The sequence below is a fragment of the Streptomyces sp. NPDC007189 genome, assembly GCF_040703635.1.
In the GTDB taxonomy this organism is placed as follows: Bacteria; Actinomycetota; Actinomycetes; order Streptomycetales; family Streptomycetaceae; genus Streptomyces.
Window position 1 is genome coordinate 265,370 of the sequence record NZ_JBEYEY010000012.1, and the last position, 22,724, is coordinate 288,093.

General features: G+C 72.6%; 18 protein-coding genes. 12 read left to right on the forward strand and 6 right to left on the reverse strand.

The features are described from left to right. Positions 1-17: 17 nt before the first annotated feature. Together AB0950_RS24880 and AB0950_RS24885 are read right to left on the reverse strand one after the other, a co-directional pair. Complete coding sequence (locus AB0950_RS24880) at positions 18-2,222, reverse strand: glycosyltransferase family 39 protein (protein WP_366779427.1); 2,205 nt, start codon at positions 2,220-2,222, stop codon at positions 18-20. Positions 2,223-2,306: 84 nt separating this feature from the next. Then, the gene (locus AB0950_RS24885) at positions 2,307-2,675 is read right to left on the reverse strand and encodes a hypothetical protein (RefSeq protein WP_366779428.1); all 369 of its coding nucleotides are present in this window, start codon (positions 2,673-2,675) and stop codon (positions 2,307-2,309) included. Between the two features lie 91 nt (positions 2,676-2,766). On the opposite strand from AB0950_RS24885, the gene AB0950_RS24890 reads away from it, so the two are divergent. The 6 genes from AB0950_RS24890 to AB0950_RS24915 all read left to right on the forward strand — a co-directional run bounded on the left by AB0950_RS24890 (position 2,767) and on the right by AB0950_RS24915 (position 12,050). Continuing rightward, positions 2,767-3,690 carry a serine hydrolase gene (locus AB0950_RS24890; RefSeq protein WP_366779429.1) on the forward strand — a complete coding sequence of 308 codons (924 nt, stop codon included), beginning with the start codon at positions 2,767-2,769 and terminating at the stop codon, positions 3,688-3,690. A gap of 63 nt (positions 3,691-3,753) precedes the next feature. Continuing rightward, positions 3,754-4,785, forward strand: a complete 1,032-nt coding sequence (locus AB0950_RS24895; RefSeq protein ID WP_366779430.1) for an esterase-like activity of phytase family protein — start codon at positions 3,754-3,756, stop codon at positions 4,783-4,785. Positions 4,786-4,892: 107 nt separating this feature from the next. Further along, positions 4,893-8,612 carry an ABC transporter ATP-binding protein gene (locus tag AB0950_RS24900; RefSeq protein ID WP_366779431.1) on the forward strand — a complete coding sequence of 1,240 codons (3,720 nt, stop codon included), beginning with the start codon at positions 4,893-4,895 and terminating at the stop codon, positions 8,610-8,612. A 102-nt stretch (positions 8,613-8,714) separates the two neighbouring features. Further along, positions 8,715-9,107, forward strand: a complete 393-nt coding sequence (locus AB0950_RS24905; RefSeq protein WP_360145019.1) for a hypothetical protein — start codon at positions 8,715-8,717, stop codon at positions 9,105-9,107. Positions 9,108-9,467: 360 nt separating this feature from the next. Then, positions 9,468-11,309 (forward strand): glycoside hydrolase family 3 protein, encoded by a 1,842-nt coding sequence (locus AB0950_RS24910; protein WP_360145016.1) that lies wholly within the window; start codon positions 9,468-9,470, stop codon positions 11,307-11,309. A gap of 114 nt (positions 11,310-11,423) precedes the next feature. Next, positions 11,424-12,050 (forward strand): hypothetical protein, encoded by a 627-nt coding sequence (locus AB0950_RS24915; RefSeq protein ID WP_360145013.1) that lies wholly within the window; start codon positions 11,424-11,426, stop codon positions 12,048-12,050. A gap of 51 nt (positions 12,051-12,101) precedes the next feature. Here AB0950_RS24915 and AB0950_RS24920 read toward each other — a convergent pair whose 3' ends face one another. The 3 genes from AB0950_RS24920 to AB0950_RS24930 all read right to left on the reverse strand — a co-directional run bounded on the left by AB0950_RS24920 (position 12,102) and on the right by AB0950_RS24930 (position 15,405). Further along, complete coding sequence (locus AB0950_RS24920; RefSeq protein ID WP_366779433.1) at positions 12,102-13,370, reverse strand: MFS transporter; 1,269 nt, start codon at positions 13,368-13,370, stop codon at positions 12,102-12,104. A gap of 145 nt (positions 13,371-13,515) precedes the next feature. Further along, positions 13,516-14,316: a sugar phosphate isomerase/epimerase family protein gene (locus tag AB0950_RS24925; RefSeq protein ID WP_360145007.1), complete on the reverse strand. Its 801-nt coding sequence runs from the start codon at positions 14,314-14,316 to the stop codon at positions 13,516-13,518. Positions 14,317-14,463: 147 nt separating this feature from the next. Further along, entirely contained in the window at positions 14,464-15,405 is a 942-nt protein-coding gene (locus AB0950_RS24930; RefSeq protein WP_366779434.1) for a bifunctional helix-turn-helix transcriptional regulator/GNAT family N-acetyltransferase, read from the reverse strand. A 412-nt stretch (positions 15,406-15,817) separates the two neighbouring features. Between AB0950_RS24930 and AB0950_RS24935 the strand changes: the two genes are divergently transcribed. Next, positions 15,818-16,099, forward strand: coding sequence for a hypothetical protein (locus tag AB0950_RS24935; protein ID WP_360145001.1), 282 nt, complete (start codon positions 15,818-15,820; stop codon positions 16,097-16,099). Between the two features lie 137 nt (positions 16,100-16,236). Beyond that, the gene (locus AB0950_RS24940) at positions 16,237-17,454 is read left to right on the forward strand and encodes an FAD-dependent monooxygenase (protein ID WP_360144998.1); all 1,218 of its coding nucleotides are present in this window, start codon (positions 16,237-16,239) and stop codon (positions 17,452-17,454) included. Between the two features lie 33 nt (positions 17,455-17,487). Here AB0950_RS24940 and AB0950_RS24945 read toward each other — a convergent pair whose 3' ends face one another. After that, positions 17,488-18,537 (reverse strand): LacI family DNA-binding transcriptional regulator, encoded by a 1,050-nt coding sequence (locus AB0950_RS24945; RefSeq protein WP_360144995.1) that lies wholly within the window; start codon positions 18,535-18,537, stop codon positions 17,488-17,490. Between the two features lie 243 nt (positions 18,538-18,780). Between AB0950_RS24945 and AB0950_RS24950 the strand changes: the two genes are divergently transcribed. The 4 genes from AB0950_RS24950 to AB0950_RS24965 all read left to right on the forward strand — a co-directional run bounded on the left by AB0950_RS24950 (position 18,781) and on the right by AB0950_RS24965 (position 22,426). Further along, entirely contained in the window at positions 18,781-19,932 is a 1,152-nt protein-coding gene (locus tag AB0950_RS24950; RefSeq protein ID WP_360144992.1) for a Gfo/Idh/MocA family oxidoreductase, read from the forward strand. After that, on the forward strand, positions 19,929-21,080 hold the full coding sequence (locus AB0950_RS24955; RefSeq protein ID WP_366779435.1) for a dihydrodipicolinate synthase family protein: 1,152 nt from the start codon (positions 19,929-19,931) through the stop codon (positions 21,078-21,080). Before AB0950_RS24950 ends, AB0950_RS24955 begins: the two co-directional genes overlap by 4 nt. Then, positions 21,077-21,907 carry a sugar phosphate isomerase/epimerase family protein gene (locus AB0950_RS24960; protein ID WP_366779436.1) on the forward strand — a complete coding sequence of 277 codons (831 nt, stop codon included), beginning with the start codon at positions 21,077-21,079 and terminating at the stop codon, positions 21,905-21,907. Before AB0950_RS24955 ends, AB0950_RS24960 begins: the two co-directional genes overlap by 4 nt. Before the next feature lie 168 nt (positions 21,908-22,075). Continuing rightward, complete coding sequence (locus tag AB0950_RS24965) at positions 22,076-22,426, forward strand: hypothetical protein (protein ID WP_366779442.1); 351 nt, start codon at positions 22,076-22,078, stop codon at positions 22,424-22,426. Positions 22,427-22,724 lie beyond the last annotated feature (298 nt).

Genomic DNA, 22,724 nt, shown 5'->3' on the forward strand with positions numbered 1-22,724 from the left:
ACAGGCGAACAGCTCTCTCAGTTCGCGTCCGACGGGTCCAGCCGGTAGAGCGTCGACTGGGCGGTCTGTGAGGAGGGCGACGTGGAAGCCTCGGAGGTCTTGGAGGACGAACTCTTGGTGTACGCGCTCTCCTTCACCTTCGTCCCGTGCTTCTGCACCCAGGACGTGACCGCCGAGCTGACGGTGTTGCCGCCGCCCATCATGCCGCCGCCCACCTGGATGTAGTGCAACTCGCCCTTCTTCACCAGTTCCTTCAGCTTGGCGACGGTCATGGCGTTGTCGCTGCCGGTGAAGCCCCACATGGAGATGACGGGCTCCTTGGCGGTCAGCTCCAGCTGCGCTGCGGACTGGGAGTTGGACACGGCCAGCAGCCAAGTCGCCCCGTCCTGGTGTTTCTTGAGGTAGGCGATCAGCTCGCTGCTCGTCCCGCCTCCCATGAGGCCGCCGCCGAAGCCGCCGCGTCGGCCCGTGGGAGCGCCGCCCGCGTCCCCGGTACGGCCGCTGCCGCCGGCCTCTCCCCTACCACCGGGCGCCTGCCCGGCTCCGGGGAACCGGCTACTGGAGCCGGCAGGGCCACCGCTCGGCAGCTCGCCGTTCCCGCCCCCCGGCGCCCCCTGCCCCCCGCCGGGCAGTTCGCCGTTGCCCGGCACCCCGTCGGCCTCAGCGCCCCCCGTGCCCTGCCGGCCGCCGCCGGGGAAGCCGCCCCGGGCCCCGCCGAAGCCGCCGCCGGTCGACGGTCCCGCCGTGGGATTCGTGCCGCCCATGCCCCCGCCGGAACCCGACGGCACCGACCAGGCGTACGCCGCCGGGCCGGCCAGCGCGGCCACCACCGCGGCGGCGACGGACGCCGCCAGCAGCCGGGCCCTGGCGCCGGTGCGGAAGAGCAGCATGCCGGCGATCCCGGCCGCCGTGACCAGGCCGATCGCCGGCCACAGCCAGGTGTGCCAGCCGGAGGCGCGGCGCAGCAGCACGATCGCCCAGACGCCGGTGACGCCGAGGGCGAGCGGCAGCACCCAGGCCCAGCGCCTGTCGGTGCGGAAGGCCCGCAGCAGCATCGCGCCACCGCCGCCGCACAGCGCCGCGATGCCCGGGGCGAGCGCGGTCGTGTAGTACGGGTGCATGGTGCCCTGGGCCGTGGCGAAGATGACGTAGTGGAGCACGGTCCAGCCGCCCCACAGGACCAGCGCCATCCGCCTGAGGTCCGTGCGCGGGGCGCGCCCGCACAGCACCAGGCCGCCGATCAGCGCGATCGCCGAGAAGGGCAGCAGCCACGAGATCTGGCCGCCCAGGATGTCGTTGAAGAGCCGGCCGAGCCCCGCGGAGCCGGAGAAGCCGCCCCCGCCTCCGCCGCCACCGCGGTTGCCCTCGCCGCCGAAGACGCGGCCGAGACCGTCGTAGCCCATGATCAGGTCCCAGGCGGTGCCGTCCGTGGAACCGCCGATGTACGGGCGGTCGGCGGCCGGGACCAGGGAGACGGCCAGCGCCCACCAGAAGCTGGAGACGGCCAGCACGACCGCCGCGAGCAGCAGGTGGGCCACCCGCTTCGGCCACGAGGCCCGGGACGCGTAGAGGTAGACGGCGAAGACGGCGGGCAGCGCGATGTAGCCCGCGAGCAGCTTGGTGTTGAAGGCGAGGCCGAAGCAGGCCGCCGAGCCGAGCAGGGGCCGCAGCCGGTCGTCACGCGTGGCGCGCAGGGCGAGCGCCGCGCCGGACACCATGAGGAACACCAGCAGCGTGTCGGGGTTGTTGTCGCGGTTGATGGCGACCGTGATCGGGGTCAGGGCCAGGACCAGGGCGGCCACGGCTGCCGCGCCGTGACCCCACACCCGCTTCACACAGGAGTGCAGGATCCAGACCGTGGCCAGCGCCAGCACGGTCATCGGCGCCATCATCTGCCAGGTGCCGAACCCGAAGAGGCGGCACGACAGGCCCATGACCATGAGGGCGAGCGGCGGTTTGTCGACGGTGAGGAAGTTGCCCGGGTCCAGCGATCCGAAGAACCAGGCCTTCCAGCTCTTCGTGCCGGCCCAGACGGCGCCGCTGTAGAAGGTGTTGAGGCTCGACCCGGAGAGGTTCCAGGTGTAGAGCACGGCGGCCAGCAGCAGGATCGCGAGCAGCACGGGCAGCGACCAGCGGGGCGCCCGGTCCGGCGGGCCTGCCGAGCGGCGGCTGTGGCGGGGCGCGGTCGTCGTGTGGGGGAGGGGATCGGTGGCAGATGTCACCAGTGCACCATGCAGACCGGCGATGGGTACGGGCTGTGGTGCGCCTGGGAGGAAGCTGTGGGGCGGTGAGAGGAAGGTAACGGCTCAGGGCAGCAGGCCGGGGAAGTCCTTTTTCAGCGCGGCGAGTTGGGCGTCGTATCCGGCCCGGTGGTCCGCCGACTCCTTGAGGCTGATGGTGTGGGGTGACAGCGGTCCCGGATCCAGGAAGGACGGTATCGACCGGAACACCTCCGATGCCGCCTTCCAGTGGGCGCCTCCTCGGGCGCGTGCGAGGACGAGGTCGTCGTACATGCCCTGTTTGAGGCGCTGCAGGCGTTTCGGCAGTTCGTCCTTCGGCTTGAACGCGTCGGGGCCGGGCAGCGTGCGGCCCGGTGCGGCGAGGAAGTGCAGGGCGGCCAATGCCGCGAACAGCCGTCCGGAACGGCTGTGCGCGCTCTCCTTGTCCTCTGGCATGAGCGAATGATTGCCATCCACCGGACCTGCCGAACGTCCGGCGTCATATCGGCTGTACAACCATTCGGCCGGTTCCGTGCGTCAACCGGGTATGAATCCCCGGACCTCACGACGTACCGGCGCGCTCACCGCCGCCCTCGGTGCCGCGCTGCTCATACCCACCGTGGCCGCCGCCGCCCCCGCCGCCGCGGCCACGGCCGCCGTCAGCTGTACGTCCGCCAAGGCGGGCCTCGCCGACAAGCTGCAGAAGGACATCACGGCCGCCCTCGCGAACCGCAAGAGCACCGTCGCCCTCGGCGTGTACGACCGCGGCACCGGCACCACCTGCACCCTGCGCGCCACCAGCTCCTACGACTCGGCCAGCACCGTCAAGGTCACCGTGCTGGCGACGCTGCTGTGGGACGCCAAGAAGCACAACCGCTATCTGACCGACCGTGAGGTCTCCCTCACCAAGGCCATGATCACGAAGTCCGACAACAACGCCACGACCACGCTGTGGAAGCAGCTCGGCATGACGAAGATCAAGGGCTTCCTCGCCGCCGCCGGGATGACGAAGACCGTGCCGGGCGCGAACGGCTACTGGGGGCTGACCCAGGAGAACGTCACCGACGAGCAGAAGCTGCTCAAGCTCGTCACCGCCAAGAACAGCGTGCTGAGCGACAACTCCCGCGCCTACATCCTGAAGCTGATGGGCCAGGTCATCTCCTCGCAGCGCTGGGGCACCCCGGCCGGCGCGCCGTCCACGGTCTCCGTGCACGTCAAGAACGGCTGGCTGCAGCGCTCGACGCACGGCTGGCGGGTGCACAGCCTCGGCACCTTCAACGGCGCCGGCCACGACTACATGATCTCGGTGCTCACGCAGGACAACAGCACCATGGACTACGGCGTCACCACCATCCAGAACGTCGCCAAGGTCATCCACAAGGACCTGGTGCCGACCACCTCCGCGACCGCGGTCTACACCCCGACCAGCAAGCCCAGCGAGGCCTTCGTCGCGGTGCCGCCGCAGGGCTGACCCTGCGAGGCGGTTCACGGCGCGGTCTCCCGCCGGACACCCGTCCGGCCTACGGTGACCGGCATGCGCCTGAGAACCGTACTCGCCACCCTGACCGCCGGCCTGGCGGCGGCCACCACGCTGACCGCCGCCGGGCCCGCGAGCGCCGCCGACTCCGCGACCGGCCACGCCTGTTCGCCGTCCGTCTCCATCGACCGCTTCTCCGACGCGCTCGACAAGACGACGTACGACGGCACGTTCGTCGGCAACTTCTCCGCGCTCGCCGTCGACCGGGACGGGTCGATCGCGGCCCTGGAGGACCGCTCCTCCCTCTTCGGCCTGGACCCGCAGACCCTTCAGCCGAGGTCCGCCGTCCACCTCGCCGACGAGCAGGGCGCCGACCTCGACTCCGAGGGCCTGGTCGTCGACCACGACGGCACCCGTCTCGTCACCTCCGAGACCGAGCCGTCGATCCGCCGCTACTCCGCCGGCGGCAGGATCCTCGACCGGCTCCCCGTCCCGTCCTCCCTCCTCGTCGCCCCGGCCGGCCGTGCCACCGCCAACCAGACCTTCGAGGGCCTGACCCTGCTGCCCGGCGGCCGTACCCTGCTGGCCTCCATGGAGGACGCGATCGCGGGCGACTCGACGGGGATCGTCCGCTTCCAGACCTGGCGGCGCACCGCGGGCGGCCACTTCCGGCTCTCCGCCCAGTACGCCTACCGCACCGACGCCGGGCTCGGTGTCCCCGAGGTCCAGGCCACGCCCGACGGCCGCCTCCTCGTCCTGGAACGCGGCTTCACCTCCGGCGTCGGCAACACCGTCCGCCTCTACCTGGCCGACCCCCGCCACGCCACGGACACCAGCGGCATCGAGAACCTCACCGGCCAGCCGTCGGTGCGCCTGATCAAGAAGACCCTGCTGGCCGACATCGCCGACTGCCCGAGCCTCGGCGCCACGGCGAAGCAGCCCCAGCCCAACCCCCTGCTCGACAACATCGAGGGCATGACGATCACGGGACGTGACCGCACCGGCCGCCTGAAGGTCCTCCTGGTGAGCGACGACAACCAGAACGCGGCACAGACGACCCGGTTCTATTACCTCCGGGTACGCGTCTGACCTTCCCCCCTGGTTTTGCGGGGGAGGGTTTTGTTGCGGAGGGATGAAATCCGCTCACCTGCGCGTTGGTGCCTTCCGGTAGAGCAGGTCGACAGGAAGGCACCCGCGTGGCACCGCAACGGGGATGGGCAGGACGGCTCGCCGGCTACGCCTGGCGCTACCCCAGGGACGTGATCCTGGCCCTCGGTTCCTCCCTCGCCGGTATGGCCGTCATGGCCGTCGTCCCGCTGATGACCAAGGTGATCATCGACGACGTGATCGGGAACCACACCCGCTCCATGGCCCCCTGGGCCGGCGCCCTGATCGGCGCGGCCCTCCTCGTCTACGCGTCCGCCTACGTCCGCCGCTACTACGGCGGCCGACTCGCCCTCGACGTCCAGCACGACCTGCGGACCGAGATGTACGGCACGATCACCCGCCTGGACGGCCGCCGCCAGGACGAGCTCTCCACGGGCCAGGTCGTCGGCCGGGCCACCAGCGACCTGCAGCTGATCCAGGGCCTGCTCTTCATGCTTCCGATGACCATCGGGAACGTCCTGCTCTTCCTGATCTCCCTGGGGATCATGGCCTGGCTGTCGCTGCCGCTGACCCTGGTCGCGCTCGCCGTCGCCCCGGCCCTGTACGCCATCGCCAAGCGCAGCCGCAGGAAGCTGCACCCCGCCACCTGGTACGCCCAGGCCCAGGCCGCAGCCGTCGCCGGCGTGGTCGACGGCGCGGTGAGCGGCGTACGCGTGGTGAAGGGCTTCGGGCAGGAGGAGCAGGAGACCGGGAAGCTCAGGGAGGTCGGCCGCAAGCTGTTCGCCGGGCGGCTGCGGACGATCCGCCTGAACAGCACGTACACCCCCGCCCTGCAGGCCGTCCCCGCCCTCGGCCAGGTCGCCATGCTGGCCCTCGGCGGCTGGCTGGCCGTGCGCGGGCACATCACGCTCGGCACCTTCGTCGCCTTCTCCAGCTACCTCGCCCAGCTGGTCGGCCCGGTCCGCATGCTGGCGGTGGTCCTCACGGTCGGCCAGCAGGCCCGGGCCGGCACCGAGCGCGTCCTGGAGCTGATCGACACCGAGCCGACGATGAAGGACGGCACCAAACAGCTGCCCGCCGACGCGCCGGCCAGTGTCGAGTTCGACGACGTGTCGTTCGGGTACGACCACGAGCGGCCCGTGCTGGACGGGCTGAGCTTCGAGATCCGCCCGGGGGAGACCCTCGCCGTCGTCGGTTCCTCAGGCTCCGGCAAGTCCACCCTCTCCCTGCTGCTGCCGCGCTTCTACGACGTCACCCACGGCGCGGTCCTGGTCGGCGGCCACGACGTGCGCGAACTGACCCTGGACAGCCTCCGGGCCGCGATCGGGCTCGTGCCCGAGGACTCCTTCCTCTTCTCCGACACCGTGCGCAGCAACATCGCGTACGGCCGCCCGGACGCCACCCGGGAGGAGATCGAGCGGGCCGCCCGCGCCGCCCAGGCGGACCGTTTCATCGCCGAGCTTCCCGAGGGCTACGACACCAAGGTCGGCGAGCACGGCCTGACCCTGTCCGGCGGCCAGCGCCAGCGGATCGCGCTCGCCCGGGCCCTGCTGACCGACCCGCGGCTCCTCGTCCTCGACGACGCCACCTCCGCCGTCGACGCCCGCGTGGAGCACGAGATCCACGAGGCGCTGAAGCACGTGATGGAGGGCCGTACGACCCTGCTCATCGCGCACCGCCGCTCCACCCTCAACCTCGCCGACCGCATCGCCGTCCTCGACGGCGGCCGGCTCGCCGACCTCGGCACCCACGAGGAACTCCAGGAGCGGTGCGCGCTCTACCGCCGGCTGCTGACCGACCCGGACGAGCTGGGCGGGGTCTCCCCGGGCCACGCCGAGCCCGCCGTACCGAGCGAGGACACCTCGGTCCGCGAGGAGCTGGACGCCGAGTTCGACGCCGAGCGGGGCGTGACCCCCAGGCTGTGGACCGGCGACCGCACCCCCAAGGACCACGCGCTCGGCGGCACCCCCGCCACCCCCGAACTCCTCGCCCAGGTGGAGGCGCTGCCCCCGGCCACCGACATCCCCGGCATCGACGAGGCCCGCGCGGTGTTGCCGGAGGACTCCTACGGCCTGCGCCGCCTGCTGCGCGGCTTCGGCCTGCCCCTCCTGGTCAGCCTGCTGCTGGTCGCCGTGGACGCGGGCGCGGGCCTGCTGCTGCCGGTGCTGATCCGGCACGGCATCGACGCGGGCGTGACGAAGGCGGCCATCGGCGCGGTCTGGGCGGCCTCGCTGCTCGGCCTGCTGACCGTGCTCGCGCAGTGGGCCGCGCAGATCGGTGAGACCCGGATGACCGGCCGCACCGGCGAGCGGGTGCTGTACGCGCTGCGGCTGAAGATCTTCGCCCAGCTGCAGCGGCTCGGGCTCGACTACTACGAGCGCGAGCTGACCGGCCGGATCATGACGCGGATGACGACGGACGTCGACGCCCTGTCCACCTTCCTGCAGACGGGCCTGGTCACGGCGTTCGTCTCGGTCGTCACCTTCTTCGGCATCATGGGCGTCCTGCTGGTGATCGACCTCCAGCTCGCCCTCGTCGTCTTCGCGACGCTGCCCCCGCTGATCGTCGCGACCTTCTTCTTCCGCCGGGCCAGCGTCAAGGCGTACGAACTCGCCCGCGAGCGGGTGTCGGTGGTCAACGCCGATCTGCAGGAGTCGGTGGCCGGGCTGCGGATCGTGCAGGCCTTCCGGCGCGAGCGGGACGGCGGGCGGCGGTTCGCCGAGCGCAGCGACAGCTACCGGCGCGCCCGCATCCGGGGCCAGTGGCTGATCTCCGTCTACTTCCCGTTCGTGCAGCTGCTGTCGTCCGTCGCCTCCGCCTGCGTGCTGATCGCGGGCGCGGGCCGGGTGGAGGCGGCGACCCTGACGACCGGCGCCCTGGTCGCCTACCTGCTCTACATCGACCTGTTCTTCGCGCCGGTCCAGCAGCTGTCCCAGGTCTTCGACGGCTACCAGCAGGCCACGGTCTCCCTGGGCCGCATCCAGGAGCTGCTGCGCGAGCCGACGTCCACCAAGTCGGCGGACGAGCCCCGCGAGGTCCTCTCCCTGCGCGGCGAGATCGCCTTCGAGGGCGTGCACTTCGCCTACGGCGCCGACGAGGAGGCCCTGACCGGCGTCGACCTGACGATCCCGGCCGGGCAGACGGTGGCGTTCGTCGGCGAGACGGGCGCCGGCAAGTCGACCCTGGTCAAGCTGGTGGCGCGGTTCTACGACCCCACCGCCGGGCGGGTCACGGTCGACGGCGTCGATCTGCGCGCCCTGGACCTGACCTCGTACCGGCACCGCCTCGGCGTGGTCCCGCAGGAGGCGTACCTGTTCCCCGGCACCGTCCGGGACGCCATCGCCTACGGCCGTCCCGACGCCACCGACGCCGAGGTGGAGGCGGCGGCGCGGGCGGTCGGCGCGCACGAGATGATCGCCACGCTGGAGGGCGGCTATCTGCACGAGGTCGCCGAGCGCGGCCGCAACCTCTCGGCGGGCCAGCGCCAGCTGATCGCGCTCGCCCGCGCCGAGCTGGTCGACCCGGACATCCTGCTCCTCGACGAGGCCACGGCCGCCCTCGACCTGGCCACGGAGGCCCAGGTCAACCAGGCCACCGACCGCCTGGCGGGCCGCCGTACCACCCTGGTCGTGGCCCACCGGCTGACCACGGCGGCGCGCGCGGACCGGGTGGTGGTGATGGACCGCGGGCGGGTCGCGGAGGACGGCACCCACGCCGAACTCCTCGCCCGCGACGGCCGGTACGCCGAGCTGTGGCGCACCTTCGTCGGCCGCCCCGAGCCGGAGGAGCCGGTCACCGCCTCCCGCTGACCCCTGTCGCTGACGGCCGTGCAACCATCCGACATACGTCGTGCGTCCGTACAGCAGTACGGATATCGGGGGTGCAGGGCCACGGCAAGGGGGAGAACGGCAGTGGACAGTGGTGGGATACGACGGCGGCTGGCACTCGGCGCGGCCGTGCTGGCCGTGACCGGGGCGCTCGGCCTCGTGACGGCCGGCGCGGCCCAGGCGGCCCCGGCGGGCGGCTGCTCCGGACACGAGGTGCGGGCCCTGCCGTTCAGCACCGGGGTCACCCACGTCTACAAGCGCGACGGCTACGTCTGCGCCGTCACCCTCGCCCGGAACCCGGGCTCCGCCCGGCCGATGTCCGTCAGCGTCCAGGCCCGCGGCAGCCGCCCGGTCGTCGACACGGGCTGGTACCGCCACCACGCGGGCCCGGTCACGGTCCACGCCGGCCACCGCTGCGTATGGATCAAGGGCTCGGTGGGACGGCCGGGCATCAGTACCGGGTGGATCCTGTGCTGACGGCCGAACAGATCTGACCGTTCGTCAATTTCCTTCCCCTGGCTGCGCGGACGGACGCGACTGCCCCGTGCTCTGCCGGTCGGGGGAACCCGGCGCGCGCCCGGTTCGTCCAAGGGGCAGGTTGCCGGACGAGTCTTCCGTGCCGTGGTGTCGGCCGCTCGCGACTGGCCGCGACATGCCGACCCACCCTCTTCGCCGCGGCACGGCCGGCGCCCGCCGTCACCGGCGCGCCCCCCTCCCATGCGCCGGTGACGGCCCCTTCCGTGGTTACTGTGCATTCCCTTGACGGAAAGAAACTTCCCGGATATTGGTGACTCCTCGGAAGTTTCCTTCAGCGGTTCTCCTCCGGAAGGAGCGCACGTGCACGACGCCAGCACGGGAAGCGACAGCAGCACGGGAAACACCGCACGACCCTCCAGACGCGCCGTCCTCGCCGCGACCGCGGGCCTCACCGCCGCGCTGGCCGTACCGACGACCGCCCGCGCCGCCACGCCCGGCGACGACCGCCGGCTGCGCGCCCTGATCTCCCGGATGACGCTCGAGGAGAAGGTCGGCCAGCTCTTCGTGATGCGGGTCTACGGCGCCTCCGCCACCGACCCCGACCAGGCCGACATCGACGCCAACCTCAAGGAGATCGGCGTCCGCACGGCCGCCGAGCTGATCGCCAAGTACCGCGTCGGCGGCATCATCTACTTCGCCTGGGCCCACAACACCCACGACCCGCGCCAGATCGCCGGCCTCTCCGACGGCATCCAGCGCGCCTCCCTCGCCCAGCCGCGCGGCCTGCCGGTGCTCATCGCCACCGACCAGGAGCACGGCGCGGTCTGCCGGGTCGGCAAGCCCGCCACCCTCTTCCCCGGCGCCATGGCGATCGGCGCCGGAGGCTCCCGCGCCGACGCGCACACCCTCGGCCGCGTCTCCGGCACCGAGCTGCGCGCGATGGGCATCAACCAGGACTACTCCCCGGACTCCGACGTCAACGTCAACCCGGCCAACCCGGTCATCGGCGTACGGTCGTTCGGCGCCGACCCGGACGCGGTCGCCGCGCTGGTCGCCGCCGAGGTGACGGGCTATCAGGCGGCCCGGGTCGCGGCCACCGCCAAGCACTTCCCGGGCCACGGCGACACCGCCACCGACAGCCACACCGGCCTGCCGGTCATCACCCACAGCCGCGAGCTGTGGGAGAAGCTGGACGCCGTGCCCTTCCGGGCCGCGATCGCCGCCGGCATCGACTCCATCATGACCGCGCACATCCAGTTCCCGGCCCTGGACGACTCCGGCGACCCGGCCACCCTCTCCCACCCGATCCTCACCGGCATCCTGCGCGGCGAACTCGGCTACGACGGAGTCGTGATCACCGACTCCCTCGGCATGGAGGGCGTCCGCGTCAAGTACGGCGACGACCGGGTGCCGGTGCTCGCCCTGAAGGCCGGCGTCGACCAGCTCCTCAACCCGCCCTCCCTCGACGTGGCCTGGAACGCGGTGCTGAAGGCCGTCCGGAGCGGCGAGCTGACCGAGTCCCGGCTCGACGAATCGATCCTGCGCATCCTGCGCCTGAAGGCCCGGCTCGGCCTCTTCGACGACCCGCGCGCCGGCCGGACCGACCTCGACCGGGTCGGCACCCCGGCGCACCTGGCGGCGGCCGACCGGATCGCCGGGCGCACCACGACCCTGCTGGTCAACGAGGACGACACGCTCCCCTTCTCCCCGCGCGCCCAGCCCCGCGTCCTGGTCGTCGGCGCCGACCCTGCCTCCCCCTCCGCCACCGACGGCCCGCCCACCGCCGTCCTGGCCGCCGCCCTCACCGAACTCGGCTTCACCGCCACCGCCCTGTCCACCGGGACCGCGCCCTCCGCCGCGACCATCGCCAAGGCGGTCGCCGCCGCACAGGACGCGGACGCGGTGGTGGTGGCCACCTACAACGTGACGGCGGGCAGCTCGCAGACCACGCTCGTGCGGCAGCTGCTGGCCACGGGCAGGCCCGTGGCCGCCGTCGCGGTGCGCAACCCCTACGACGTGGCCCAGTACCCCGCCGTCAAGGCCTGCCTGGCCTCCTACGGCTGGACCGACGTCGAGGTGCGCGCCGCCGCCCGGGTGATCGCCGGAGACGTGCCCCCGCGCGGCAAGCTGCCGGTGCCGGTGCAGCGGGCCGACGACCCCACGCAGGTGCTGTACCCGATCGGGTACGGGCTGACGTACTAGCCGTACGCCACACACCGGGCGCAATCCCCCCAACGGGCGGAAACCCTCCCTCATGTCTGGCGTGGCCCCCTCGCCGAGGGCCACGCTGGCCCGGGGGTGTCAGGGGGGATGGCCATGCGTGGGAAAGGTGCCGCGAACGCCGCGTGCCTGGCATGCCTGGCCTTCCTGCTGCCGGCCGTGCTGCTGACCGGCTGCCGGGGCCCGGCGGGCGCCCCCGTCGGCGACGCCCGCCCCACCCCGGCCACGACCGGCGGCTACGGCGCCGAGTTCCTCGCGGTCGGCGAGTGCAGCTCCTTCGGCACGACCAGCTTCACCGAGGTGCCCTGCGCGAGCGAGCGGGCGGCGGCCAGGGTCGTCGCCCGGTACGACGGCGCCGTCACCGACGGGCCCCTGTGCCCGGCCACCACCGACTTCGTGCTGCACATCAGCGCCCAGGCCACGGCGGGCGACGAGGACGGCGACGGCGCGATCCCGCAGGGCTACGCCTGCATGCGCGACCTCGAGCCCCCGCACCCCGGCGACCCCGGCCGCGGAGGCGGCCCCCGCACCATCCCCGGCGACTGCGTGTACTCCTCCGGCACGGGCCAGGTCCGCGAGACCCCGTGCGACGGCTCCGGCCGGCACCGCCCGCAGTACCGGATCACCAGGGCGACGGCGGCCCGGGAGGACTGCCCGGCATCGACGGCCCTGTACGTCCAGCTCGGCGGGAACAGACCGGTGGGGTGCGCCCGGCGGCTCTAGGCGCCGGTGCGGAGGGGAGTTGGGAGCCGGGGCGAGGTGACGGCCCCGGGCTCACCCCATGACTTTGTCCGGCGCCCCGGCGGCGGTCCCTTCGGCCGTCCCCGGTGCCCGCCGCTCCCGCAGTCCGGGTGTCGTCGCGGTCACCGCCCCCACGGCCAGTAGGCACATCAGTCCTCCGGTGATCAGCGAGATCGCGCCGGAGGACCAGCCGGCGACCAGGCCGCCGCGCACGTTGCCGAGGCTGGGGCCCGCCTGACCGACGATCTGCTCGGCCGCGGTGACCCGGCCGAGCAGCGCGTCCGGAGTGCGGGTCTGCACGATCGTGGACCGGCAGACCACCGAGGTGGCGTCCCCGGCGCCCGCGACGGCGAGCAGGGCGAGCCCCGCCCAGGGGTCGGTGGTCAGCCCGAACAGGACCAGCGCGGCGCCCCAGACGGCCGCCGCGCCCAGCATGACCGGACCCGGCCGGCCGAGCCGCGTCACGGCGCCCGACAGCGCGGTGGCCGTGACACCGCCCACCGCCAGCGCCGACAGGAACAGCCCGAGCGTGCGCGGGTCGTCGCCGAACCGCTCGGCGTTCACCAGCGGAAACAGGCTGACCGGGAAGGACAGGACGGTCGCGGCCAGGTCGGTGATCAGCGCGCCCCGCACCACCCGGTGCCCGGCCAGGAACCGCAGCCCGTCAAGCACCCCGTGCACCCCCGCGCGCGACGGCTCGCCCCGCGGGGGCAGCGCGGGCAGGCCGAAGGCGCCGTAGAAGGCGACGCCGAAGCTGAGGGCGTCCAGCAGATAGCAGGCGCCGATGCCCAGCCGGGCCAGCAGCACGCCGGCCAGCGCGGGGCCGAGCAGCATCATCGCCTGACCGGTGATCTGGTTCAGCGCCAGCCCGGCGGCCACCTGCTCCTTCGGCAGCAGACGCGGCACGAAGACCCCGGCCGCCGGGGCGCCGAGCGCGCCGAACGCCGACTGCGCGGCGACCAGCGCGAGCACGGCCGCCGCCGGGACGTGCCCGGTGAACCCCTGCACGGCCAGCAGCGCGGAGCAGGCCGCCTGGCCCACGGTCGCCGTGAGGAAGATCCGCCGCCGGTCCGCCCGGTCCACCCAGGCCCCCGCGAACAGCCCGAACCCCACCAGCGGCAACGCCTGCGCGAGTCCCACCGCACCGGTCCACGCCGTGCTGCGGGTCATGTCCCACACCTGGTACATGACCGTCACCATCGTCATGAACCCGCCCAGCACGGACACGGTCCGCCCGATCAGCAGCCGCCGGAAGACGGGCGAGGCGCGCAGAGGTCGTACATCGATGAACGGCTGGATCACCGAGGGAGGCTAACCGGCCCCCCGCACCCCGGCCACCGAATTAGCGCCCCGTAAGGGGCGCGGGGAACTGCGCGAGAAACCACGACGCACCCGCACCCGGCAACGGCCCGGCAGCCCCGAGTTCTCAGCCGCACGTCGACCGCCCCTACGCGGCCTCGCCCAGCAAGCGCAGCACGTGCTCCCGCCCCGCCCCCAGCAGACCCTCGAGCGGGGCGGCCGCCTCGTACCACCGCTTCTCGTACTCCCAGCACAGCCACCCGTCCCAGCCGCGCCGCAGCAGCACGTCCAGGCACTCGGTGAGCGGAAGCACCCCCGAGCCCAGCGGCAGCGGGGTCGTGTCCTGCGCCGACGCGATGTCCTTGACCTGCACGTACCCCAGGTGCGGGGCGAGCGCGGCGTAGGTGTCGGCCGGCTGTTCACCGCCCAGCCAGGTGTGCATGACGTCCCACAGCGCGCCCACCTGCCGGTGCCCGACCGGGCCCAGCACCCGGATCAGGTCCGCGCCGGTGCGGTGCGAGTCGTGCGTCTCCAGCAGGATCCGCACGCCCAGCGCGGCGGCGTCCTCAGCGGCCGTACCGAGCCGCCGGGCGGCGAGCGCGTCGGACTCCTCATGGGGCAGGTCGGGGTCGGCGCCGGGGAAGACCCTGACGTACGGCGCGCCCAGGTCATGGGCGAGCTGCAGGAGGTCCCGGACTTCCGCCAGTACGGGGGCGTCGTCGCCGGGCGCGGCGACGCGCGCGTACCCGGCCAGGCCCAGGACCTCGACGCCGGCCTCCTTGAACAGGGCCGCGGTCTCGGCGCGTTCGGCGGGGGAGAGGCCGGGGTGGACCGGCTCCTCCGGGTGGGCGCGCAGTTCGACGCCGTGATAGCCGTGCGCGGTCGCGAGCGCCAGGACCTCAGGGACGGGCAGGCCGGGGACACCGAGAGTGGAGAACGCCAGCTTCATGTTCCGGACCCTACTCGTCACCGGCCCGATCCGGGCAGATCCGCGCAGATCCGGTCACGGCCCGACCCAAGCGCTCACCCGTCCCTCACCCACCGGGCACAGACCCGTTCCAGGTCCGCCGCCCGCGCCACCCGCTGGACCCGCCCCTCACTCAGCCGCCCCCGGCAACCGCAGCCGCCAGTCCTGCCCCACCAGGTCCTTGCCGAAGGAGTGGTGGGGTTTCTCGGACACGAGGGCGAAGCCGTGCCGCTGGTAGAGGCGGCGGGCACTGCCGAGCACGTCGTTGGTCCACAGCACCAGGTCCCGGTACCCCGCCCCGCGCGCGAAGTCGATCACGGCCCGCACCAGCCGGTCGCCGACGCCGTGCCCGCGCGCCTCCGGTTCGACGAGCAGCAGCCGCAGCCGCGCGGTGCCGGGCGCGTCGTCCCGTACGCACATCACGCAGCCCACCGGCCGCTGGTCCTGTTCGGCGATCCACACCCGCTCCAGACGCGGGTCGTGGTCCTGTGCGAAGTCGGCGACGATCCGGGCCACCAGCGCCTCGTAGCCGGCGTTCCAGCCGTACTCGGCGGCGTACAGCGCGGCGTTGCGCTGCACGATCCAGCCGAGGTCGCCGGGGCCCGGATCGCGCAGCAGGACCTCGCCGGACCGGGCCCGCCCCGCGGTGTCCGACGCGCCGAGGACGTCCTGGATGGTTCGCATGGCCTCCGCCAGTCGCGGCCGGTCGGCGGGGGCCACGGTGTCGAGCAGGGCCCCGACGGTCTCCCGGGCCCGCTCGTCGAGCAGCGCGGCGGTCTCCCGCCCGCGCGCGGTGAGCCGCACCCGCCGCCGGCGCGGATCGCTCTGCGAGGGCCCGCGCTCGATCAGCCCGGCGTCCTCGAACTTGTTCAGGATCCGGCTCAGATACCCGGCGTCCAGGTCGAGCCCGGTGCGCAGGTCGGCCGCGTCCAGGTGCGGCGCCTGGGCGAGTTCGTACAGCACACGGGTTTCGGTGAGGGTGTACGGCGCGTACAGGTGGCGGCCGTAGTCGAGGGCGCCGATGACGCCCGTGTAGAAGCGGTTGAAGGCACGGACGTCCTGGACGGTCATGATCGCCCCCGGATGTTTGACTGAGTCAGAGATACCGTCCCTCAGAGAGTAGGTCCGTCGCCCGCCCGCGTCCACGGCCGAGGGTGCCGGCGGGCGAATCCACTTGTGCGGCAAGGGCTTTGGCCGTCCGGACCGGGGTCCTTTTTGCCTGTTCTTTAGGCTGCGGCCCGGGTCCTGCTTTTGACTCCCGTGCGATCCGAACGTAGGTTGATAGTGAAAAGTCACTTATGTCCGACTTAGACGGACGTGACAGTCCGCCGCCGGAAACGCAGACCGCGGGCGGCGGGCGGCCCGCAGAGCGACGCGCAGGCTCTGCAGCGCACCGCGGAGGCCCCTTCGAGGCCCCCGGAACATCCATCACACCCTCGGAGAGGGGATCGTCATGCGCGCTCACACGTCTCGAATCAAGAGAGTGGCCATCGCCGTCTGCTCGGCACCGCTGCTCGCCATCGCCGCAGGAGCCGGAGCGGCCCACGCCGCCACGACCACCGCGGCCCCCGACCACGTCGTCACGTCGTACCACAACGGTGGCGGCGGCTGGGGCTGGGGCTGGGGCGACGGCGGCGGCGGCTGGGGCTGGGGTCACGGCGGCGGCTGGGGCTGGGGCCACGGCGGCGGCTGGGGCTGGGGCCACGGCGGCGGCTGGGGCGGCGGCTGGGGCGGCGGCTGGGGCGGTGGCTGGGGCTGGGACTGACAGCCCTGCAGTGATCGACCCCACCTGACCATCGACCCCACCTGACAAACGAAAGGCGGATCCGGGTGCCCGGCCCCACGGGCACCCGGATCCCTGCGACTGCACCCTGAGGCGGTGACCGGATGAGGATCGTGTGCGTGGGCGGAGGCCCGGCCGGGCTGTACTTCTCGATTTCCGCGAAGCTGCGGGACGCGGGTCATGAGATCGTCGTGATCGAACGCGACCCGCCCGAGGCGACGTACGGCTGGGGCGTCGTGTACTGGAACGACCTGCTCGACATCCTGCACCGCAACGACCCCGAGAGCGCACGGGCGGTGAGCGCCCATTCCGTGCTCTGGCAGGACCAGGAGATCCGCGTGCACGGCAGCCGGCACGACGGCACCGCCTACTTCGGCGGTTACGGCTACAGCCTGGGCCGCGCCGCCCTGCTGGACATCCTGACCCGCCGCGCCCGGTCCCTCGGCGTCGACGTCCGGCACGAGACGCTCGCCGGCCCCACCGACCTGCCGGACGCCGACCTGATCGTGGCCTGCGACGGCGCGGGCAGCCGGATCCGGCAAAGCCGCGCCGAGCACTTCGGCACCAGGATCGAGACCGGCCGCAACCCCTACATCTGGCTCGGCACGGACCGGCAGTTCGACAGCTTCGTGTTCGACTTCGAGGAGACCCCGGCCGGCTGGATCTGGTTCCACGCCTATCCGTCGTTCCACGGGATCAGCACCTGCATCGTGGAGTGCTCCCCCCAGACCTGGCAGGGCCTCGGCCTCGACACGCTCGACTCCGACGACGCCGTCCCGCTGCTGGAGAAGATCTTCCACCGGGCGCTCGACGGCCACTCCCTGATCAGCCGCTCACGCGGCGAACCGGCGAAGTGGCAGCGGTTCCAGCACATCAGCAACCGCACCTGGGTCGACGGCAACGTCGTCCTGGCCGGGGACGCCGCGCACACCACGCACTTCACGCTCGGCTCCGGCACCCGGCTCGCGATGATCGACGCGATGGTGCTGGCCCACGCCCTCGCGGAGTTCCCCGACCCGCAGGTGGCCCTGCGCGAGTACGACCAGCACCGGCGCGCCGAACTCCACGGCATCCAGTCCGGTGCGCGCACCAGCATGGCCTGGTTCGAGCGCCTGGACGACTACCTGGACCGCGACCCGGTGTCCTTCGCCTATGCCATGTCGGTACGCCAGGGCCACCAGACCCCCTGGCGCTACCAGGTCCACCTCGCCACCCAGATCCCCGCCGTCCGCCGGGCCCGCCGCGCCTACGACACCGGCAAACGCTGGTACCGGGACCGCAGGAGAGGCGAGGCGCCGCTGCCACTGCTGGGACGGTCGCTTCCCGGCCGGCAGTAAACGGGTGGGCGGGTGAGCAAACCCCACGGCGCCTCAAACCCGCGGCACCCCCGAAGACCCCCGAACCATCAACTCCCCCCTGATCGCAGCGATGGCGCCCGGCGGCGGCTCCTCCCGCCCCATCGCTATCCGCCCCGCCCGCGCCCCCGCCTCCGCCAGCGGCAACCGCACGGTCGTCAGCGACGGCACCGCGTCCACACTGAACGGCAGATCGTCGAACCCGGCGACCGACACGTCCTCCGGAATCCGCCGCCCCGACTCCCGCAGCGCCGCACACGCCCCGAGCGCGACGGAGTCGTTCGCGGCGACGACGGCCGTCAGCGAAGGGTCCCGGCGAAGAAGTTCCAGCGTCGCCTCGTACCCGGACTGGCGGTCGTACCGCCCGTGCACCGTCCAGCGCGGGTCCTCCTCGACCCCCGCCGCGGCCAGCGCCTCCCGGTGCCCCTCCAGCCGGTGCCGGGTGGTCGTACGCTCCTCGGGGCCCGCGATGTAGCCGAGCCGGCGGTGGCCGAGGCCGAGCAGATGCTCGGTGAGCCGGCGCGCCCCGCCCCGGTTGTCGAAGGTCAGCGCGACCGCCCCGGTGTCGGCCGCCGGCGGCCGCCCGCACAGCACCACCCGCGTCCCGGCGTCCGTCAGCTTGCGCAGCTTCGCCGCGACCGCCGCCGCGTGCGGCGCGTCCTCCACGGCCCCGCCGGTCAGCACCACGGCCGCCGCCCGCTGCCGCTGCAGCAGGGTCAGATACGTCAGCTCCCGCTCGGGGGACCCGCCGGTGTTGCAGACCACCGCCAGCCGCTCGCCGCCCGCCCGGCCGCCCCCGACACCGCCGATCTCGGCCTGGATCGCGCTCGCCATGATCCCGAAGAACGGGTCGGCGATGTCGTTGACGAGGATGCCGACCAGGTCGGAGGTGGCCGCCGCGAGCGCGCTCGCCGGGCCGTTGAGGACGTAGTCCAGCTCGTCCACCGCCCGCAGCACCCGCTCGCGCGTGGAGGCGGCCACCGGGTAGTTGCCGTTCAGCACGCGCGACACCGTCGCGGGTGAGACCTGGGCGCGGGCCGCCACATCCGCCAGGGTCACCGTCATCTCGTCGTCCTCCGGTCGCGCATCGTGTCGTACGCCCTCGTAGACAGCCACGTCCTGCTGCTGGTTCCGAGAATCCGTCGAGCAGACCTTAAGGCCATGGCCCCGAGTTGTTCGCCCCCTCGAACAACTCGAAGCGGACACGGTCTTGTACGGACCACCGTGCAGAGGCTAGCTTCTCATCGATAGAAAGCGCTTGCTGCATCGGGCGCGGAGTGGCACAGAAGCTGCACAGAGGGGACTCACGTGACACGCAAGACGGTGCGTATCGCCATGAACGGCGTCACCGGGCGCATGGGCTACCGCCAGCACCTCGTCCGGTCGATCCTCGCCCTGCGTGAGCAGGGCGGCCTCGACCTCGGCGACGGCACCGTGCTGTGGCCGGAACCGATCCTGCTCGGCCGACGTGAGCACGCGCTCAGGGAGATCGCCGACCGGCACGGCCTGGAGCACGTCTCGACCGACCTCGACGCGGTGCTCGCGGACGACGGCGTCGACATCTACTTCGACTCCCAGGTCACCTCCGCCCGCGAGGAGTCGATCAGGAAGGCGATCGCCGCCGGAAAGCACGTCTACACCGAGAAGCCGACCGCGACCGGGCTGGAGGGCGCCCTCGAACTCGCCCGTCTCGCCCACGCCAGGGGCGTCAAGCACGGCGTGGTCCAGGACAAGATCTTCCTGCCGGGCCTGCTGAAGCTGAAGCGGCTCATCGACGGCGGCTTCTTCGGCCGGATCCTGTCCGTGCGGGGCGAGTTCGGCTACTGGGTGTTCGAGGGCGACTGGCAGGAGGCCCAGCGCCCCTCCTGGAACTACCGTGCCGAGGACGGCGGCGGCATCGTCGTCGACATGTTCCCGCACTGGGAGTACGTCCTGCACGAGCTGTTCGGCCGCGTCACGTCCGTCCAGGCCCTCGCCACCACCCACATCCCGCAGCGCTGGGACGAACAGGGCAAGCCCTACGACGCCACCGCCGACGACGCCGCGTACGGCGTCTTCGAGCTGGAGGGCGGCGCCATCGCCCAGATCAACTCCTCCTGGGCGGTGCGCGTCCACCGCGACGAACTGGTCGAGTTCCAGGTCGACGGCACCGAGGGCTCGGCGGTGGCCGGCCTGCGCAACTGCCGCGTGCAGCACCGCTCGGCGACCCCCAAGCCGGTCTGGAACCCGGACATCCCCGCCACCGAGGCCTTCCGCGACCAGTGGCAGGAGGTCCCGGACAACGGCGAGTTCGACAACGGCTTCAAGGCCCAGTGGGAGCTGTTCCTCAAGCACGTCCACGCCGACGCCCCGTACCACTGGGACCTGCTGGCCGGCGCCCGCGGCGTCCAGCTCGCCGAGCTGGGCCTGAAGTCCTCCGCCGAGGGCCGCCGCATCGACGTACCGGAGATTTCGCTGTGACCGTCCAACTCCCCGCGGCTGACGGTTCCTTGCGCACCTACGAGCCCCGCACCGAGCCGCTGGCCGTGTCTGCCGGCACCCCCTTCACCTCCCGCACGGTCTTCTCCGCGGCCCACGTCGTCGCCGACCCGTACGCCGACACGACCCCCGACTCGCCCGCCGCCGTCGACTGGGACGCCACCCTGGCCTTCCGCCGCCACCTGTGGTCCCACGGGCTCGGTGTCGCCGAGGCCATGGACACCGCCCAGCGCGGCATGGGCCTGGACTGGGCGGGCGCGGCCGAGCTGATCCGCCGTAGCGCGGCGGAGGCGAAGGCTGTGGGCGGCAGGATCGCCTGCGGGGCCGGCACCGACCAGATCACGAGCGGCGGCGTGGCGGAGATCCGCGCGGCCTACGAGGAACAGCTCGCCGTGGTGGAGGAGGCGGGCGCCCAGCCGATCCTGATGGCGTCGCGCGCCCTGGCCGCTGCCGCCCGGGGCCCCGAGGACTACCTGGAGGTCTACGGCCACCTGCTGCGCCAGTCCGCCGAACCCGTGATCCTGCACTGGCTCGGCCCGATGTTCGACCCGGCGCTGGAGGGCTACTGGGGCTCGTACGACCTGGACGCGGCGACGGAGACGTTCCTCGAGGTCATCGCCGCGCACCCGGACAAGGTCGACGGCATCAAGGTGTCGCTGCTGGACGCCGGGCGCGAGGTCGCCCTGCGCCGCCGGCTGCCCCCGAGCGTGCGCTGCTACACCGGTGACGACTTCCACTACCCCGAGCTGATCGCGGGCGACGAGCAGGGCTTCAGCCACGCCCTGCTCGGCATCTTCGACCCGCTGGGCCCGCTGGCCGCCGAGGCCGTACGGGTCCTGGACACGGGCGACACGGCCGGCTTCCGGCGCCTGCTGGACCCCACGGTCGAGCTGTCCCGCCACCTCTTCCAGCCGCCGACCCGCTTCTACAAGACCGGCGTGGTGTTCCTCGCCTGGCTCGCCGGCCACCAGTCGCACTTCACGATGGCCGGCGGCCTGCAGTCGGCCCGCTCCCTGCCGCACCTGGCCCGCGCCTACGAACTCGCCGACGGCCTCGGCCTGTTCCCGGACCCGAAGCTGGCGGAAGAACGGATGAAGACCCTGCTCGCCCTGTACGGAGTCGCCCAGTGACCGGTCTCGAACGCTTCTCGATCAACCAGATGACGGTGAAACAGCTGTCATTGCCCGAACTCACCGACGCCTGCGTGGAATTGGGTATCGGAGGGGTGGGCCTGTGGCGTGAGCCGGTCCAGTCGTACGGCGTCGAGGCGACGGCGAAACTGGTCCGCGGGGCGGGTCTGACGGTGACGACCCTGTGCCGGGGCGGATTCCTCACGGCGACCGACCCGCGGGAGCGGGCGGCCGCCCTGGCCGACAACCGCCGCGCGATCGAGGAGGCGGCCACCCTCGGCACCGACACCCTGGTCCTGGTCTCCGGCGGCCTCCCGTCCGGCAGCAAGGACCTGAGGGCGGCCCGGGAACGCATCGCCGACGCCCTGGCCGAACTCGCGCCCTACGCCGGGGAACACGGGGTCCGCCTCGCCATCGAGGCCCTGCACCCCATGTACGCCTCCGACCGCTGCGTGGTCTCCACGCTGGCCCAGGCCCTGGACCTGGCCGAGCGCTTCCCCGCGCACCAGGTCGGGGTCACCGTGGACACGTACCACATCTGGTGGGACGACCAGGCGCCGGCGCAGATCGCCCGCGCGGGCGCGGCCGGCCGCATCCACACCTTCCAGCTCGCCGACTGGACCACCCCGCTGCCCGAGGGCGTCCTCAACGGCCGCGGCCAGCTCGGCGACGGCGCGATCGACATGCGCGAGTGGCGGGACCACGTCGAGGCGGCCGGCTACACGGGCCCGATCGAGGTCGAACTCTTCAAAGAGGGGCTGTGGGCCAGGGACGGCAGGGAGGTGCTGGCGGAGACGGCGGAGCGTTTCCACAGGGCTTTCTCATAACCGCGGCCAATTCTGTGAAAGGGACAGGAATTCCTGTGGAACGCCTGTCTCTTTTTCTTTTTTCGCGGAATTCCGGAACCGGTGAAACCGCAGGTCGTGTCTGTACGCCCGAGTCCGCCGAGAGGGCGGACGGAAAACAATTCCACCAAGGAGTCTTTCGTGAAGAAGATGCGTACCGCTGCCGTTTCCCTGGTGACCGCCGCCGTCGTCGTGGGCGGTGCCACGGCCGCCACCGCCGCCCCCGCTCCGAGGCCGGCTCTCACCCTCTCGGCGAGCAGCACCCACGTGAAGCCCGGCGACAAGGTCGTCCTCTCCGGCCGTGCGACCGGCCTGAAGGAGGGCAGCAAGGTCACCCTCCAGGAGAAGCACGGCTCCCACTGGGTCTCCCTGCCGCTGACCACCACCGTCAAGCACGGCACCTACCGCCTCACCGAGAAGGTGAAGGCCAAGGGCGCCCAGACCCTGCGCACCAAGGACGGCAAGACCGTCTCCAAGCCGGTGACGATTTCGGTTCGCTGACGAGCCGCTGAAGCGGCGGAGGCTGCCCGGCCGCCGCGTCGCGGCAGCCTCCCGCCCCAGCAGAAATCCTGAGCTTCCGTGCAACCCTCCCCGGGCCCCGGGTGTCGGACCTGTCATCGGAACCCGGGAGGGGACCCGGGGGGATTCACGGGGTTCCGGTACGGAGGGGAAAGCCGAGGGGGCGGCGCCGGTCGACGGACCGGCGCGCGACGATGCCGTCGACCTCGCTCTTGGCCGCCTCGACGACGTTGCGGTACGGCGTCTCCAGGATCCGCCGCTCCCTGCCGGGCAGTTCGAC